The sequence below is a fragment of the Thioalkalivibrio sp. ALE17 genome (assembly GCF_000425605.1).
GTDB lineage: Bacteria > Pseudomonadota > Gammaproteobacteria > Ectothiorhodospirales > Ectothiorhodospiraceae > Thioalkalivibrio.
Genome location: NZ_AUDT01000001.1, coordinates 114,494 through 130,855 on the forward strand (window position 1 = coordinate 114,494; position 16,362 = coordinate 130,855).

At 67.8% G+C, this 16,362-nt stretch carries 15 protein-coding genes; 4 read left to right on the forward strand and 11 right to left on the reverse strand.

Features of this window, described 5'->3' with window-relative positions:
• Window positions 1–17: 17 nt before the first annotated feature.
• The 4 genes from H609_RS0100560 to leuC form a co-directional block, all read right to left on the reverse strand.
• Window positions 18–1,043, reverse strand: a complete 1,026-nt coding sequence (locus H609_RS0100560) for an aspartate-semialdehyde dehydrogenase (protein WP_018882187.1) — start codon at window positions 1,041–1,043, stop codon at window positions 18–20.
• 46 nt (window positions 1,044–1,089) lie between these two features.
• On the reverse strand, window positions 1,090–2,163 hold the full coding sequence (gene leuB, locus H609_RS0100565; RefSeq protein ID WP_196799887.1) for a 3-isopropylmalate dehydrogenase: 1,074 nt from the start codon (window positions 2,161–2,163) through the stop codon (window positions 1,090–1,092).
• A 126-nt stretch (window positions 2,164–2,289) separates the two neighbouring features.
• On the reverse strand, window positions 2,290–2,940 hold the full coding sequence (gene leuD, locus H609_RS0100570; protein ID WP_028484031.1) for a 3-isopropylmalate dehydratase small subunit: 651 nt from the start codon (window positions 2,938–2,940) through the stop codon (window positions 2,290–2,292).
• 3 nt (window positions 2,941–2,943) lie between these two features.
• Window positions 2,944–4,356, reverse strand: a complete 1,413-nt coding sequence (gene leuC, locus H609_RS0100575) for a 3-isopropylmalate dehydratase large subunit (protein ID WP_028484032.1) — start codon at window positions 4,354–4,356, stop codon at window positions 2,944–2,946.
• Window positions 4,357–4,785: 429 nt separating this feature from the next.
• Between leuC and H609_RS0100580 the strand changes: the two genes are divergently transcribed.
• Window positions 4,786–5,697, forward strand: a complete 912-nt coding sequence (locus H609_RS0100580; RefSeq protein ID WP_028484033.1) for a LysR family transcriptional regulator — start codon at window positions 4,786–4,788, stop codon at window positions 5,695–5,697.
• On the opposite strand, the gene H609_RS14345 is transcribed toward H609_RS0100580, so the two are convergent.
• From H609_RS14345 to H609_RS0100605, 5 genes are all read right to left on the reverse strand, one after another.
• A complete protein-coding gene (locus tag H609_RS14345) occupies window positions 5,684–6,040 on the reverse strand; it encodes a type II toxin-antitoxin system RelE/ParE family toxin (RefSeq protein ID WP_081618674.1) in 357 nt (118 codons plus the stop codon). The genes H609_RS0100580 and H609_RS14345 overlap by 14 nt on opposite strands.
• A 3-nt stretch (window positions 6,041–6,043) precedes the next feature.
• Window positions 6,044–6,325, reverse strand: a complete 282-nt coding sequence (locus H609_RS0100585; RefSeq protein ID WP_018875646.1) for a type II toxin-antitoxin system ParD family antitoxin — start codon at window positions 6,323–6,325, stop codon at window positions 6,044–6,046.
• Window positions 6,326–6,476: 151 nt separating this feature from the next.
• On the reverse strand, window positions 6,477–7,712 hold the full coding sequence (arsJ, locus tag H609_RS0100590; RefSeq protein WP_028484034.1) for an organoarsenical effux MFS transporter ArsJ: 1,236 nt from the start codon (window positions 7,710–7,712) through the stop codon (window positions 6,477–6,479).
• Window positions 7,713–7,719: 7 nt separating this feature from the next.
• Window positions 7,720–8,733, reverse strand: coding sequence for an ArsJ-associated glyceraldehyde-3-phosphate dehydrogenase (locus tag H609_RS0100595; protein ID WP_028484035.1), 1,014 nt, complete (start codon window positions 8,731–8,733; stop codon window positions 7,720–7,722).
• A 351-nt stretch (window positions 8,734–9,084) separates the two neighbouring features.
• Window positions 9,085–9,600: a TspO/MBR family protein gene (locus tag H609_RS0100605; protein WP_018875649.1), complete on the reverse strand. Its 516-nt coding sequence runs from the start codon at window positions 9,598–9,600 to the stop codon at window positions 9,085–9,087.
• Between the two features lie 136 nt (window positions 9,601–9,736).
• Between H609_RS0100605 and H609_RS0100610 the strand changes: the two genes are divergently transcribed.
• The 3 genes from H609_RS0100610 to H609_RS0100620 are packed head-to-tail and all read left to right on the forward strand — an operon-like array spanning window position 9,737 to window position 15,592.
• Complete coding sequence (locus tag H609_RS0100610; protein WP_018875650.1) at window positions 9,737–10,957, forward strand: efflux RND transporter periplasmic adaptor subunit; 1,221 nt, start codon at window positions 9,737–9,739, stop codon at window positions 10,955–10,957.
• A complete protein-coding gene (locus tag H609_RS0100615; protein ID WP_028484036.1) occupies window positions 10,954–14,028 on the forward strand; it encodes an efflux RND transporter permease subunit in 3,075 nt (1,024 codons plus the stop codon). Before H609_RS0100610 ends, H609_RS0100615 begins: the two co-directional genes overlap by 4 nt.
• Window positions 14,021–15,592: a TolC family protein gene (locus H609_RS0100620; RefSeq protein WP_028484037.1), complete on the forward strand. Its 1,572-nt coding sequence runs from the start codon at window positions 14,021–14,023 to the stop codon at window positions 15,590–15,592. The genes H609_RS0100615 and H609_RS0100620 overlap by 8 nt, the downstream gene beginning before the upstream one ends.
• A gap of 42 nt (window positions 15,593–15,634) precedes the next feature.
• On the opposite strand, the gene H609_RS0100625 is transcribed toward H609_RS0100620, so the two are convergent.
• The gene (locus H609_RS0100625) at window positions 15,635–16,213 is read right to left on the reverse strand and encodes a histidine phosphatase family protein (RefSeq protein ID WP_028484038.1); all 579 of its coding nucleotides are present in this window, start codon (window positions 16,211–16,213) and stop codon (window positions 15,635–15,637) included.
• A complete protein-coding gene (locus H609_RS13540) occupies window positions 16,210–16,362 on the reverse strand; it encodes a DUF2256 domain-containing protein (protein ID WP_081618676.1) in 153 nt (50 codons plus the stop codon). Before H609_RS13540 ends, H609_RS0100625 begins: the two co-directional genes overlap by 4 nt.

Consider the following 16,362-nt stretch of genomic DNA (forward strand, 5'->3'; position numbering starts at 1 on the left):
CGTTTTCCCGGATTAAATCACAGGTAATCGCGGATCAAAACCTCCGCGATCTGGATTGTGTTCAACGCTGCGCCCTTGCGCACGTTATCCGAGACTACCCACAGGTCCAGCCCGCGCGGGTGCGAGATGTCCTCGCGGATACGCCCGACGAAGACGGCATCCTTGCCGGAACCTTCGGTCACGGCGGTCGGATAGCCGCCATCCTCGTGCTTGTCCAGCACCGTGATCCCCGGTGCGGCGGACAGGATCTCGCGCGCCTTCTCGGCGCTGATCTTCTCGCGGGTCTCGATATGCAGGGCCTCGGAATGGCCGTAAAACACCGGGATGCGCACCGCAGTCGGGTTCACCAGGATGGACTCGTCGCCCATGATCTTGCGGGTCTCCCAGACCATCTTCATCTCTTCCTTGGTGTAGCCGTTGTCCTGGAAGACGTCGATGTGCGGCAGCGCGTTGAACGCGATCTGCTTGGGATAGACGTTGCACTCCACCGGGCGGCCGTTCAGCAGTGCCGCCGTCTGGTGCGCCAGTTCCTCGATCGCATCCTTGCCGGTGCCGGAGACGGCCTGGTAGGTGGCGACGTTGATGCGCTCGATGCCCACCGCGTCGTGCAGCGGCTTCAGCGCCACCAGCATCTGGATGGTGGAGCAGTTCGGATTCGCGATGATCCCGTGGCGCGTGTAGTCCCCCACCGCGTCCGGGTTGACCTCCGGCACCACCAGCGGGATCTCCGGGTCGTAGCGAAACTGCGAGGTGTTGTCGATCACCACGCAGCCGGCCGCAGCCGCCTTGGGCGCGTACTCCGCGGACACCGAGGCCCCCGGAGAGAACAGCCCGATCTGCACGGTGGAGAAGTCGAAGGTCGCCAGGTCCTCGACCTCCAGCTCGCGCCGGCCGAAGGCGACCGTCTTGCCCACCGAACGCGAACTGGCCAGCGCATGGACTCGCCCGATCGGCAGGTCGCGCTCCGCCAGGATGGAGAGCAGGGTCTCGCCGACGGCCCCGGTTGCGCCCACCACGGCCACGTCAAACTTGCGATCACTCATCGTTCATTCCCGGTTTAATTTTAATCTTCAAGCTACTGATATTTGGTTATTCATCCAGCGCGGCCACCAGGGCATCACCCATCCCCTGGGTGCCGACCAGCGTCATGCCCTCGCCGAAGATATCCGGCGTGCGCAGACCCTGATCCAGCACCCGGCCCACGGCCTGCTCGATACGCTCGGCCAGGTCATTGCGGTTCAGGCTGTGGCGCAGCAGCATCGCGACGGACAGCACGGTGGCCATCGGATTGGCTTTGCCCTGCCCGGCGATATCCGGCGCGGAGCCGTGGATCGGCTCGTACAGACCGACCCCCTCGCTGTTCAGCGAGGCCGAGGGCAGCATGCCGATGGAGCCGGTCAGCATGGCCGCGGCATCGGACAGGATGTCGCCGAACATGTTGCCGGTGACCATCACGTCAAACTGCTTGGGATCGCGCACCAGCTGCATGGCCGCGTTGTCCACATACATGTGAGACAGCTCGACCTCGGGGAATTCCTTCCCGACGCGCTCGACCACCTCGCGCCACAGCTCCGAGACCTCGAGCACATTGGCCTTGTCCACCGAGCACAGGCGCTTGCCGCGCTTCATCGCGGACTCGAAACCAACCCGCGCGATGCGTTCGATCTCCGATTCGCTGTAGGCGGCAGTATTGAAGCCATAGCGCTCGCCGTTACGCTCCTCGATCCCGCGCGGCTGGCCGAAGTAGATCCCGCCAGTCAGCTCGCGCACGATCAGGATATCCAGCCCGCTGACCACCTCCGGCTTCAGCGTGGAGGCCGAGGCCAGCTGCGGATACAGGATCGCCGGGCGCAGGTTCGCGAACAGGCCCAGGTCCGAACGGATGCCCAGCAGCCCGCGCTCGGGGCGGAGATCACGTTCCAGCGATTCGTACTGCGGGCCGCCGACCGCACCCAGCAGGATCGCGTCTGCGCGGCGCGCCGCCTCGCGGGTGGCCTCCGGGTAGGGATGCCCGGCCGCATCATGCGCCGCGCCCCCGATCAGGCCCTGCTCGATCTCCAGATCCAGCCCGCCGATCTCGCCCACACGCTCCAGCACCTTCAGCGCCTCGGCCACGATCTCGGGCCCGATCCCGTCCCCGGGCAATACCAGAATTCGGCTCACAAACCTCTCCTAACCATCAGATCAATCGAATTTCTTCTCTACCTGTAGGAGGCCAGCCCCCTGGCCGATGGGGCGCCAGGACAGGCCCAATCGGCCAGAGGGCTGGCCTCCTACAAGGGGTGCCATTCAGCCCTGCGAGTGCTCCGCCATCCACGGCCACTCGCGGCGCTGGCGCTCCTCAAAGGCGCGGATGTCATCGGCGTACTGCAGCGTCAGGGCGATATCATCCAGGCCGTTCAGCAAGCGGTGGCGCCGGTCCTCGTCGAGCGTAAAACCGAATACGGTACCGTCCGGCGCCGTTACGGTCATCTCTTCCAGGTTCACCTCGACCTGTGCGCCCGGGTTCGCCTCGACCTGCTCGAACAGCGTCTGCACCTCGTCTTCCGCCAGCACCACCGGCAGCAGGCCGTTCTTGCAGCTGTTGGAGAAGAAGATATCCGCGAACGACGGCGCGATCACCGCGCGAAAACCGAAGTCGGTCAGCGCCCACACCGCGTGCTCGCGCGAGGAGCCGCAGCCGAAGTTCTTGCGCGCCAGCAGGATGGTCGCCTGGTCGAACGGCGCCTGGTTGAGCACGAAGTCCGGGTTGATGCGGCGCTGCGAGCTGTCCATGCCGGGCTCGCCCGGGTCCAGGTAGCGCCAGTCGTCGAAGGCATTGGGCCCGAAGCCCGTGCGCTTGACCGATTTCAGGTACTGCTTCGGGATGATCGCGTCGGTATCAACGTTGGAGCGATCCAGCGGCGCGACAATCCCCTTGTGTACGGTAAAGGCCTGCATCGCTTACGCCTCCTTCAGTGCCGACGGTTCGACGAAGTGCCCGGCCACGGCGGCCGCGGCGGCCAGCGCCGGGCTGACCAGATGGGTACGCCCACCCTGCCCCTGACGCCCCTCGAAGTTGCGGTTCGAGGTCGAGGCGCAGCGCTCGCCCGGCTCCAGCCGGTCCGCGTTCATCGCCAGGCACATGGAACACCCCGGCTCGCGCCACTCGAAGCCGGCGTCCAGGAAGATCCGGTCCAGCCCTTCCTGCTCCGCCTGCTGCTTCACCAGCCCGGAGCCCGGCACCACCATCGCCAGCTTGATGTTGTCGGCCTTCTTGCGGCCCTTCACCACCTCGGCGGCGGCGCGCAGGTCCTCGATCCGCGAGTTGGTGCAGGAGCCGATGAACACCTTGTCCGGCCGGATCTCGGTCATCGGCGTGTTCGGCTGCAAATCCATGTACGCCAGCGCCCGCTGCATGCCCTCGGCGCGCACCGGATCGGACTCGGCCGCCGGGTCCGGCACACGGCCGTCGATCGGCGCGACCATCTCCGGCGAGGTGCCCCAGCTCACCTGCGGGGCGATCTCGGCGGCATCCATCTCCACCACCGCGTCGAACTCGGCGTCGGGGTCGGAGACCAGCGTGCGCCAGTATTCGGCGGCCTGTTCAAACAACTCGCCGCTCGGCGCCTGCGGCTTGCCGCGCACGTATTCGATCGTCTTCTCGTCCACCGCGACCATGCCCGCGCGGGCCCCGGCCTCGATGGACATATTGCAGATGCTCATACGGCCCTCGATCGACAGACTGCGGATCGCCGAGCCGGCGAACTCGATCGCATAGCCGGTGCCACCGGCGGTACCGATACGGCCGATGATCGCCAGCACCACATCCTTGGCGGTCACGCCCGGGCGCAGCTCGCCCTCCACGCGGATCTGCATGGCCCTGGTCTTCTTCTGCCACAGGCACTGCGTGGCCAGCACATGCTCGACCTCGGAGGTGCCGATGCCGAAGGCCAGCGCGCCCAGCGCGCCGTGGGTGGAGGTATGCGAGTCACCGCAGACGACCGTCATGCCCGGCAGGGTCGCCCCCTGCTCGGGGCCGATCACATGCACGATGCCCTGGCGCACGTCCGCCATCGGGAAGAACTTCAGCCCCAGGCTCGTGACATTGCTCTCCAGCGTCTCCACCTGGGTGCGCGACACCGGATCCTCGATTCCGCGGTCGCGATTGGCAGTGGGCACATTGTGGTCCGGCACCGCCAGCACGGAATCCCCGCGCCAGGGCTTGCGCCCGGCCAGACGCAGACCCTCGAAGGCCTGCGGGCTGGTCACCTCGTGCACCAGGTGGCGGTCGATGTAGAGCAGCGTCGAGCCATCCGGCTCCTCGCGCACCACATGCGCCTCCCACAGCTTGTCGTACAGTGTCTTGCCTGCCATTACCTGCTCCCGCGATCGTGCCGCGTTCTGTCGTTCTTGCGTCCCACCGCCGGCGATCCACCGGCGCTATACAGGCTCGCCCTTGCACAGCGTCGCCACTGGCACCGTCATTGCACAGCGCCGCAACACGCACCGTCATTGCGAGGAGCCGAAGGCGACGCGGCAACCTCCGAAAGCTGGCAGAGCGCCAGTGTTGGTATCCGGTGGTTCCGGACGGAGGTTGCCACGGCCCCCGCGGGGCCTCGCAATGACGGTGCCAGTGGCCACGCCGCGCAATGACGTCGTTTCTTGACGACCGTTGCTACAGAGTTTGAGGACCGCCTTCTATTCTTTCAAATCCGATATATTATCTTTACCATTCCATCTGGTTATGGGTCAGCAATCCGGCGGCGCACCCGTCAGCCGGTCATTATCCCACGGAGGCGGTGGATGCGCCCGGAACAGTTGAGCGTAGAGTCCCTGCAGGCCTTCGTGGCGGTGGTCGATACCGGGGCCTTTTCCGCCGCGGCCGAGCGGCTGCACCTGACCCAGCCGGCGATCAGCAAGCGCATCCAGTCGCTGGAGGCCACGCTGCAGCGCCCTCTGTTCGAGCGCCAGGGGCGCCGCGTGCGCCCCACCGAGGTCGCCGAACGCCTGCTGCCGGAGGCCCGCGAGATCCTGGCCCGTCTGCGCGCGATCGAGCAGCAGGTGGCCGACCTCGATCAGGTCGTCCGGGGCCGCATCCGTCTGGCCACCTCGCACCACATCGCCCTGCACCGCCTGCCCGGACCGCTGGCAAGCCTGCGCACCCGCTACCCCGAACTGGAGCTGGAACTGGCCTTCATGGATTCCGAGGCGGGCATCGAGGCCGTGATGCACGGCGACGCCGATCTTGCCCTGGCCACCCTGCCCGAGGATCTGCCAAAGGGTGCCGAGGCCCACACCGTCTGGACCGACGACCTGGTCCCGATGATCGCCCGCGACCGCGCCCGGGATGCCCCGCAGGACACCCTGCAGCGCCTGCACGACTGGCCGGCGATCCTGCCGCCGGTGGACTCCACCACCCGCCGCCAGATCGACCAGGCCCTGGCCGCACAGGGCCTGCGCCCCGCCGCCGCCCAGGAGAGCCCGTACCTGGAGGTCATCCGCATGATGATCGCCGCCGGCCTCGGGATCGGCTTCCTCCCCCGCACCATGGCCACCAACGACCTGGCCATCCTCAAGTGGCCCGCCCCACCCATCACCCGCCAGCTCGGCTGGGTCCGCCACGCGGACCGCTACCGCTCGCGTACCCTCGAGGCAGTCATCGAGGAATTGCATAACGGGGTGGATCAGGAGCCTCCGGGCCTTATCGATCTCTAGGTTCGAGTCGACTAGGCAAGTCCATTGCATCATGGAGCACACGCAATAGCTCCACACAACGGGGGTTGTCGGATGCGGGCCGGAAAACGAGCATGTGTCGGCCTTTCCGACCTGCTCGTGCGACATGGAGCGTGCAGATACCCGGACCGATATCCTCGCGGCTGCGCACAGTCGGGATGGCGGGCCCGCCCTGCAATGCCCTGATCGCCGCGGAAAGGGTACCGGCATAGGCACGGGCCTGTTGCTCGCCAAAGTGCTCCGCCGTCCACGAAACAACCTCCCGGAGATCCTGCTCGGCACGCGCCGCAAGACGGACAGTCCATTGTCCGGATGATTCGTTCACGGCTTATCTCTTCGCGATGGCCTGTTCGGTCAGTGCCTGCAAATGCGCCTCGAGGACGCGCTCCGTATCGAGTTCGGTGTAGCGGCCTGCCTCGACGTCCGCAATACCTTCCGCAGTCGCCCGCCGCAGGGCTTCCAGACGCGCCTCCTGCTCCCGCTCACGAGCCTCTACGAGGCGGAGCCCGTCACGCAGAACCTCGCTGGCGTTCTGGTAGCGACCGGATCGAACCAGCTGCTCCACAAACCCGCTTTGCTCCGGCGTCAGGACAATGTTTCGGGTGGGCATGATCAACCTCCGTCCATCATTATTGGCAGTTTATGCCAAGGACAGTGGACGATCCAGCCGCCGCCCCGCGACATGCCCTTTCTCTACGGGCATCGCACTCGACAAAGCGAGCACTGCGATCCGGGACACCGGCAACCGAGCCTTGCCGGCATCAGGCGCGGGCGGCCTCGCGGGGGAGCAGGGAGGAGATCATCCAGGTGGCAAAGATGAACGCCGTGGAGGCGATCAGCGCGCCTTCCAGGCCCCAGACCATGAAGATGGCGCCGGAGGCAACGGTGCCGACCAGACGCCCGCCGGCGTTGGCCATGTAGTAGAAGCCGACCTTCATGGCGACCCGGTCGGCCTCGGCGTAGTCGAGGATCAGGAAGGAGTGCACGGCGGAGTTGATCGCGAACACCACGCCGAACACGCCCAGCCCCACCATTAGCACCCAGGCCGGGTCCAGGCCGACCTCTAAACCGATTACGATGGCGATCGGCAGGAGCATCAGGATGAACGCCCACAGGCGCGCGGTCAGCCCGGTCGGGTGCACCCCACTCTTGCCCAGCAGGCGCGGCACCGAGGCCTGCACGATCCCGTAACCGATCACCCACAGCGCGAGGAACGCACCCACCTGCATGTGGTTCCAGTCCAGTGTGGCGCTGAGGAACACCGGCAGCGCGACCACGAACCAGACATCGCGCGCGCCGAACAGGAAGAAGCGCGCAGCCGAGAGTACGTTGATCGCGGTGGAGTTGGAGAACATCTGGGTGAACTTTGGCTTGCCCCCGACCTTCCCCAGCCCGCGTGGCAACCCGACCACCGAGAACAGCATCACCACGGCCAGCATCCCGGCCAGGATCACCAGGGCCATCTGGAACCCGACGCTGTAGAGCAGCGCCCCGCCGACGAAGAACCCGACCCCCTTCAGCGCGTTCTTCGAGCCGGTGAGGACCGCCACCCAGCGAAACAGCCGTCCCTCCCCGTCGCCGGCGACCAGCTTCACCCCGGACTTCGCACTCATCTTGTTCAGGTCCTTGGCGATCCCCGACAAGGCCTGCGCGAACATCACGTAGGCGACCCCCAGCCACGCCTCGGGCAGCGTGAGCATCAGCAGTGCCGCGACCTGCAACAGCGTCCCGCCGATCATTGTGGTGTTCACCCCCAGCCGCGCGGCCAGCCAACCGCCGGTCAGGTTGGTGATCACCCCGAACAACTCGTAGAACAGGAACAGGAAGGCGATCTCCAGCGGGCTGTAACCCAACTGGTGAAAGAACAGCACGACCAGCATGCGAATCGCGCCGTCGGTGACGGTGAACGCCCAGTAGTTCGCGGTGATGCGCGCGTAGGCGCCCAGTCCCAGGGTGGGCGGGGCGCCCGGATTCGGCTGTTCGGCCCCTTCGCTCACGCCGCCGTCAGACGCCCAGCCGGGCCACGCGCGCGACCAGCTCCACCAGCCGGTTCGCGTAACCCCACTCGTTGTCGTACCAGGCCAGGACCTTCACCTGCGTCCCGTCGACCACCATCGTGGACTGCGCATCGACAATCGACGAGCGCGAGTCGGTGCGGAAGTCGCTGGAGACCAGCGGACGTTCCTCGAAGCCCAGGATGCCGGCGAGCTCGCCCGCGGCCGCCGCGCGCAGCAGTTCGTTGACCTCCTCCGCAGAGGTCTCGCGCGCGGCCTCGAAGGTGAAATCCGTCAGCGAGGCGTTCATCAAGGGCACGCGCACGGCATGGCCGTTCAGCCGCCCGTTCAGCTCGGGGAAGATGTCGCCGATCGCCTTCGCCGACCCGGTGGTGGTCGGGATCAGGTTCAGGCCGGCGGCCCGGGCCCGGCGCAGGTTGTCGCGCGGCAGGTCCACCGGCGACTGCGTGGCGGTCATGTCGTGTACCGTCAGGATCGTCCCGTGGCGGATCTCCAGGGCCGGGTGCAGCACCTTGACCAGGGGCGCCAGGCAGTTGGTGGTGCAGGAGGCAGCGGTGACCACATGGTGCCGCGCCGGATCGTAGGCCGCATCGTTGACGCCCATCACCACGTTCAGCGCCCGCTCGTCCTTCACCGGAGCCGCGACGACCACACGCCGGGCCCCACGGTCGAAGTGCGGCTGCAGGGTCTCCATGGTGCGGAAGGCGCCGCTGGCATCGATCACGATATCCACACCGGACTCGGCCCAGGGCACCTGCCCCGGCTCGCCCAGCTGCGTGTGGCGCAGGCTGCGGCCATCGATCTGCAGGGCGTCCGGCTCGGCCTGGATGCCGTGATCCCAGCGCCCATGCACCGAATCGAACTCCAGCAGGTGTCCGGTAACCGTACCGTCCGCCGCGACCTCGTTCAGGTGCACGATCTCGAGATCGTCCCGATCCCAGGCCGCGCGCAGCGCCAGGCGGCCAATCCGCCCCATGCCATTGATGCCAACTCGTACGGCCATGACGCCCTCCCGCGAAAAATCGCGTCAGGATACTCCGCCCACATGACCAACGCATGACACCCGGCCGCTGCAAAGCCCGGTTCCACCACGAAGCTCACGAAGGCACGAAGAAGGGCGAGGTCAAGGGCGATTTCACCACGGAGAGCACGGAGGACACGAAGAAGGGCTAAGGCTGAAAAGCGGGAAGGCCTGATAAACGCGGTCGCTGGTTCTGTCCTCTTTCGTCACCCGAAACGCCGTAGCCGCTTCGGTTTCTCTGTGTCCTCTGTGCACACTCTGTGGTAACAAGCCCTTGCCCTCCTTCGTGCCTTCGTGGGCTTCGTGGTCGAACCAGGTTTCAGCCGCAAGCCATCAGTTGAGCCAGACGATGCCGGCGTTGAGGTAGATGGCGAAGCCGACCCACAGCAGGTAGGGCACCAGCAGCGCGCCGGCGATGCGGTCGATGCGCCAGAAGGCGATTAATGTCGCCAGGATCAGCGGCCACAGGATCAGGATCTCGGCGAGCGCCAGATCCGGGCGCTGCAGGCCGAAGAAGAGCACCGACCAGCCCAGGTTCAGGGCGAGTTGCGCCAGGAACAGACCCAGCGCGACCGGCGCCCCGGTCAGGCCCACGCGGCGCCACACATGCCACGCCGCCAGCCCCATCAGCCCGAACAGCACGCTCCAGACCGGGCCGAACACCGCATCCGGCGGGTTCAACGGCGGCCGGGCCAGGGTCGGGTACCAGTCGCCCACCGAAAGACTGGTGGCCCAGCCCCCCAGCCCCGCCACGGCAAACACCAGTACCATCCAGGCCAGCAGCCCGAGCATGTCCCCACCGAAAGAGCGTCGCCGCGGACGCGGCGCACGGGCCGTATCGCGTGTCATTACAGAATTCTCCTCGAGATTCGCGGTCGCATGGCAGGATGTCCCGAACAAGGCCCGGATTCCGAACCGAATTCATTCAGGATTCAGTGAACCACGCCACACTCCCCCTGACCACCCCGAACAAAAGCGAGCTGCAATGCCCCGCCCCGCCACCCTGATCACCGCGGTTCTCTTCCTCCTGGCCGCCGGCCTGCTGGGCTGGATGCTGCTCGCTCCGGATGACGATGCAGCGCCCAGCAGTCGCCCCGGCGGTGGCGAGACGCGACCGGTGGCCGTGGCGGTGGCCGCCATCGAGACCCGTGACCTGGTCGAGCGCCGGCGCTTCACCGGGAGCATCGAGGGTGCGGACCGCATCGAGATCACGCCCCGTGTCGGCGGCCGGGTCGCCGAGATCTTCGTCAATCTGGGGGACCGCGTGGAACCGGGCGACCCCTTGCTGCAACTGGACACCGAAGAGTTCGAGCAGGACGTCGCCCAGGCCGCGGCGGAACTGGAAGTGGCCGAGGCCAGCCTGGCGGAGGCCATCGCCAGCCGCGACGCGTCCCGGCGCGAACTGCAGCGCACCCGTGAACTGCGCGATCAGGGGATCGCCTCGCGTTCCGAGCTGGAGGCCGCCGAGACCGAACTGGCCCTGGCGCAGACCCGAGTGGCCCTCGCCGAATCGCAGATCCGGCAGCGACGCTCCGCACTGCGCACCCGCGAGATCCAGCTCGGCTATACCCGCATCGAGGCGGATGCATCCAGCAGCACGCGCTGGGTGGCAGAACGGCATGTGGATCCCGGCACGGTCATCAGCGCCAGCGAGCCGGCGCTGGCGCTGGTCCGGCTCCAGCCGGTCCGGGCGATCCTGGCCGTGACGGAGTCCGACTACGGTCGGCTGTCTCCCGGTAAGGCCACTGAGGTACGCACCGGCGCCTACCCCGACACCGCATTCGCGGGGACCATCGCGCGGATCGCACCGGAGTTCCGCCCCGGCTCGCGCCAGGCGCGGATCGAGGTGGAACTGCCCAACGACGACGTCCGCCTGCGCCCGGGCATGTTCGTCGAGGCCGCGATCACCCTGGGCCAGCGCGACGGCGCGCGGGCCATCCCACGCGACGCGATCATCCAGCGTGAGGCCGGGCCCACCGTATTCAGCGTGGAACGCAGTGGCGAGCGCCCAACGGCCCGGCGCCATCAGGCCGTCACCGGTGTCCGTGACGGGAACTGGGTCGAACTGCTGGAACCCGATCTGCCGCCGGGCACCGAGGTCGTGATCCTCGGCCAGCACCTGCTTGCGGACGGTACCCCGCTGCGGCTGAGCGAACCGGGCCGCATCCCCGACCGCGATGACGCGCGCGAGGCACAGACCCCGTGAATCCCGCGCGCCTGACCGTCCACCGCCCCGTGCTGACCAGTATGGTGGCCCTGATCGTGGTCATCCTCGGGCTGACCGCGCTGACGCGCCTGCCGGTGGACCTGCTGCCCGACATCACCTACCCCGTGGTCACCGTGATGACCTCCTACCCCAATGCCGGGGCCGAGGAGGTCGAACAACTGGTCACACGGCCGGTGGAACAGGCAGCGGCCGCGATCACGGGTGCCCAGGAGATCCGTTCCACCTCGGCCGAGGGCAACAGCAACGTCCGCATCAACTTCGCCTGGGGCACGGACATCCGCCAGGCCGTGGACGACCTGCGCGATCGTCTGGCACGCATCGAGGACCGCCTGCCGGATGATGCCGACCGCCCGCTGGTGCGCCAGTTCGACACCCAGGACTCGCCCATCATGCGCCTGGGGGTGGGCTCGCAGCTGGACGCCATCCACCTGCGCACCCTGATCGACAACCGCATCGCCCCGCGCCTGGAGCGCATCCCCGGTGTGGCCGCGGTCGACACCTTCGGCGGGCTGGAGCGCGAGGTCCGCGTGGAGGTGGACCCGGAGCGTCTCGAGGCCATCGACCTGGGCCTAGACGACCTGCGCAACCGCATCCGCGACGCCAACGTGATCACCCCCGGCGGGCCGATCATGGACGGCCGGCGGGAGTACCGCCTGCGCACCCCGGCCGAGTTCCGCTCGGTGGACGAGGTCCGCGACACCATCGTGCAGCGCAGCGAGGATGGCGTGACCCACCTGCACCAGGTCGCGGAGGTACGCGATACCCATCAGCGCGTCACCCGCCGCTTCCGGGTCAACGAGGAAGAAGGCGTCCAGCTCGCGGTGCGCAAGCTGGCCGACGCCAACACGGTCGAGGTCTCCGAGGCGGTGCACGCCGAACTGGTGCGCCTGAACCGCGACTTCCCTCAGATCGACATCCGCGCGGTCACCGACGAGGCGGGGTTCATCCGCAACTCCATTACCAACGTCGGCCAGGCCATCCTCTACGGCAGCGCACTGGCCGTACTGGTGCTGCTCGTGTTCCTGCGCAATATCCGTTACACCCTGGTGGCGGCCACCGCGATCCCGCTGGCCGTGATCGCGACCTTTGGCCTGGTGTACTTCGGGGGCTACTCGCTGAACCTGATGACACTTGGCGGGATCGCGCTAGGGGTGGGGCTGATGGTGGACAACGCCATCGTGGTCATCGAGAGCATCGCCCGCCGACGTGAAGAACACGCCGAGCAGACCGCCGCCGAGGCCGCGATCAGCGGCACCGGACGGGTCGCGCCCGCCATCATCGCCAGCACCCTGACCACGGTCGCGATCTTCCTGCCGCTGTTCTTCGCCGAGGAACTCGCCGGCCAGCTGTTCAAGCCCCTGGCGGCCGTGGTCGCCTTTGCCCTGGCCGGCTCGCTGATCGTTGCCCTCACCCTGGTGCCGATGCTGATGGCCCGCGCTCCGATGCCCAGGCGCGACACCAGCGCCCTCGCGCGCATGGAACATCGCTACCAGGGCCTGCTGCAGCGCACCCTGACCCAGCCGTGGATGGTCATCGGCATCAGCCTGCTGCTGATGATGATCGCCCTCGCCGGCCTGCGCGGCGTGGGCACCGAGTTCCTGCCCGCCACCGACGAGGGCGAGCTGCGCGTGCATGTATCCATGGAACCCGGCACCCCGCTGGAAGAGCTTTACGCCACCATGGCCGGGCTGGAGGCGATCATCCGCGACGAGGTCCCGGAACTGGAAAACCTGGTCTCCAGCTCGGGCGCCTCGGCGTTCCGGGCCTCCTCGCCGGCCTCCGGCAACATGCGCGTAATGGTCGGTTCGCGCGCAAGCCGCAGCCGCTCCTCCGATGCCATCGCCGCCGCGCTGCGCGAGGCGCTGGGCAGCCCGCCCGGGGTCGAGATCCGCGTACGCGCCTCCAGCGGGATCTTCTTCCGTGGCTTCGGCCGTGGCGCGGACGAGGAGAGCCTGTCCATCGAGGTCCGTGGCTTCGAACTGCCCACGATGAACGCGGTGGTCGAGCGGTTCGAGGCCGCGCTGGCCGACATCCCCGGCGTGACCGATACCCGCGTCGGCTCCGACGGCGGTCAGCCCGAGTTCGCCACCCGCATCGACCGCGCCCGCGCCGCCGACCTGGGCGTGGACGTGCGCACCATCGCCCAGACCCTGGAGACCGCGCTGGGCGGCTCCAGCGCCGGGCAGCTGCGCGCCGGGGGCGAGGAGACCCGCATCTGGGTCCAGCTGCGCGACGCCGACCAGAGCTCGCTGGACGACCTGCTGAACCTGACGGTGCGCAGCGAGGACGGCGAGCGCGTCGCCCTGCGCAGCCTTGTTTCCTTCGATACCGCGATGGGCCCCGACAGCATCCAGCGCCGCGAGCAGGCGCGCATCAGCACCCTGTTCGTGAATATCGGCGACCGCTCGCTGGGCGAGGTCGCGGCGGACGTGCGTGCCGCCCTGGCGGATATCCCGCTGCCGGAGGAGATCGACTTCTCGGTCACCGGCGACATCGAGGAACAGGAGGCCGCCTTCTCCGAGCTGCTGCTGGGCACTCTGCTGGCCACGCTGCTGGTGTACATGGTCATGGCCAGCCTGTACGAATCCCTGCGCGACCCGCTGATCGTGATGTTCTCCATCCCGCTGGCCCTGATCGGCGTCACCGCGGCGCTGCTGATCACTGACACCACGCTCAACGTGCAGTCGCTGATCGGCATCCTGCTGCTGGTCGGGATCGTGGTGAACAACGCGATCCTGCTGGTGGACCGGATGGCCCGGCGCCACCGCGACGACGGCATGGAACTGAACGCGGCGATCGTGGCCGCGGCCGGCGAGCGTCTGCGCCCGATCCTGATGACCACGCTGACCACCATCCTCGCGCTGTCGCCGCTGGCGATCGGCATGGGCGACGGTGGCGAGGCCCAAGCCCCGATGGCACGGGTGGTGATCGGCGGGCTGCTGTCGTCTACCCTGATCACCCTGGTGCTGATCCCGACGCTGTACCTGCTGTTCCACCGCCGGGGCGAACATCCACAACCGGTCTATCGAGTCGCAACGGAACATGCCTAGAAAAACGCTGACCTTCCTCGTCGCGCTCGCCCTGACCCTCCCGGCCCAGGGCGCCGACGCCCAGGACGCCACCGAGGGCCTGCGCCTGTCCCTGCCCGCCGAGGCCCTGCTGGACACCCGCCCGTTCGAGCGCGAGGCGGTGGCGGAGGAGACGCTGTCGCTGGAGGAGGCCGTCGCCCGCGCCCTGGAGAACAACCGCGGCCTGCGCGCCGAGCGCCTGCAAACGGCCATCCAGGGCACCTTTGAGGCTCAGGAACGTTCGGTCTTTGATCCGGCGCTTTTCGCTGAATTCGATGTCTTTCGTGATCGCGAAGAGCGTGAATTCGAAGGCTTCACACAGGATTCCTTCTTTAGCGAAAGACGGGGACAAGCCGGATTGCAACAGTCCCTGCCGACTGGCACGGACCTGACCTTGTCCGTTCGCAGCTCTCGGGTTAGCAGCTCTTTTCAAAACCAGATCGAATACACCACCCGCGCCGGCCTGAGCCTGACTCAGGCATTACTGCGCGGGGGGCGGATCGAATCCAACCTGGTGCGCCTGCGCCAGGCCAGCCTGGACGTGGAGGCATCGGAATACGAGGTGCGCGGCTTCGTGGAGCAGCTGATCACGGACGTGGAGGGCCGCTACTGGGACCTGGTGCTGGCCGACGAACAGATCGCCATCTTCGAGGAGGCCCTGGCGGTCGCCCGCGCCCAGCTGGACCAGACCGAACGCCGCATCCGGGCCGGCGACCGTCCGGAGACCGAGGCCGTATCCGCGCGCGCCGAGGTAGCGCTGCGCCGCCAAGGCCTGATCGACGCGCGGGCCGACCGTGCCCGCGCCCAGGACGCGCTGGCCCGCCTGCTGCAGGGCGACAACGGTGGGCTCTGGGATACCCGGCTGGAGGCCCGCTCGGAGCCGGAGCTGGAGCGCTACACCCTGGAGCCACTGGATGCCTACGTGGCGCTGGCCCGCGACCACCGTGCCGACCTCAACGAGACCCGCCTGCGCGTGCAGCGCAACCAGCTGGAAGTGGTACGCACCCGCAACGGCCTGCTGCCGCGCCTGGACTTCTTCGTCACCCTGGGCCAGTCCGGCTACGCCGACAGCTTCAGCCGCACCTGGCGCGACCGCCAGGGCGACGGTTACGACCTGGCCGCCGGCCTGCGCTTCGAGATGCCGATCGGCAATCGCGCGGCCGAGGCCGAGCACACCCGCGCGCGCCTGACCCGCCAGCAGATCCAGGAGACCCTGGCCAACCTGGAACAGCTGGCCATCGAGGACGTGCGCGCCACCTGGTTCGACGCCGCCCGCGTGCGCGAACAGATCCAGGCGCAGAAGGAGACGGTGGAACTACAGGAAGAACTGCTGCGCGTGGAACAGACCCGCTTTCGGGTCGGGGCCGGGACCGCCCTGGCCGTGGCCCAGGCCCAGCGCGACCTGCTGGAGAGCCGCCTGAACCTGACCGAGACGGTGGTGCGCTTTCGCCAGCTGAGCACCGAACTGCTCAATGCCAGCGGCACCCTGCTGCTGCACCGCGGCATCGACGCCCCGGGTGCCGAACGCGTGGAGATTCGCCTGTAATCCGAATGCTGGAAGGACCGGCGCCCCGCTCAGGACGCCCGCCTATTGTCCCACCGGACGGGCACTGCCATCGGCGTCGATCTCGACGACGAGCATCGCCCCGGCCCCGATGCTGCGCCCGCTGAGCTCCATGATGTTGGCCCGGTGGGTCACGTAGACCGCAGGTCCCTGCGCCTGCCGGTATTCCTCCGCCAGGTGTTCGCGCCACGCCCGCATGCGCCGCTCACGGTGCGGGGCGTTGGTGCGAAACACCGATCCCAGGGCCTCCAGGACCACCGGTTCGCCATAGCCCAGCAGCTCCGCGGTATCGAAATTGCGACACCAGGGACCCGCGAATACCCGGATCGCATCCAGCCCGGCGGCCCGCAGGCGTTCGCCGGTCTCGCGGGCCTGCGCGCGGCCCTCCTCGGAGAGATTGCGCTGCGTGGCGCAGTCGTCGACATCAAAGCCCGATGGGTCGCCAATCCCCGGCGCCAGGGCATGACGCATCAGCAGGATGCGCTGCGGCTCCTGCAACTGCGCCACGATCACACGTTCTTCGGCCAGATCGTCCGCCGCCAGCGGCACAGCGAGTACCAGCACGATCACGGCCCAGACCCCCGGGAATACAGAGCGTTTCATGACGCCGTTTGCCTCGTACGACGACGCCGGCAGGCGTCGGAACAGTAGCGCACCTCGTCCCAGCAGCGCGCCCACTTTCTGCGCCAGGCAAACGGCCGACCGCACACGGCGCAGGTCTTTTGCGGCAGATGAGGCTTGGCATGCGCCAC

Coding starts and splice junctions, on each gene's coding strand:
- H609_RS0100560 (WP_018882187.1), bottom strand. CDS start 1,043: ATGAGTGATCGCAAGTTTGACGTGGCCGTGGTGGGCGCAACCGGGGCC.
- leuD (WP_028484031.1), bottom strand. CDS start 2,940: ATGCAGGCCTTTACCGTACACAAGGGGATTGTCGCGCCGCTGGATCGC.
- leuC (WP_028484032.1), bottom strand. CDS start 4,356: ATGGCAGGCAAGACACTGTACGACAAGCTGTGGGAGGCGCATGTGGTG.
- H609_RS0100580 (WP_028484033.1), top strand. CDS start 4,786: ATGCGCCCGGAACAGTTGAGCGTAGAGTCCCTGCAGGCCTTCGTGGCG.
- H609_RS0100585 (WP_018875646.1), bottom strand. CDS start 6,325: ATGCCCACCCGAAACATTGTCCTGACGCCGGAGCAAAGCGGGTTTGTG.
- H609_RS0100595 (WP_028484035.1), bottom strand. CDS start 8,733: ATGGCCGTACGAGTTGGCATCAATGGCATGGGGCGGATTGGCCGCCTG.
- H609_RS0100605 (WP_018875649.1), bottom strand. CDS start 9,600: ATGACACGCGATACGGCCCGTGCGCCGCGTCCGCGGCGACGCTCTTTC.
- H609_RS0100610 (WP_018875650.1), top strand. CDS start 9,737: ATGCCCCGCCCCGCCACCCTGATCACCGCGGTTCTCTTCCTCCTGGCC.
- H609_RS0100620 (WP_028484037.1), top strand. CDS start 14,021: ATGCCTAGAAAAACGCTGACCTTCCTCGTCGCGCTCGCCCTGACCCTC.
- H609_RS0100625 (WP_028484038.1), bottom strand. CDS start 16,213: ATGAAACGCTCTGTATTCCCGGGGGTCTGGGCCGTGATCGTGCTGGTA.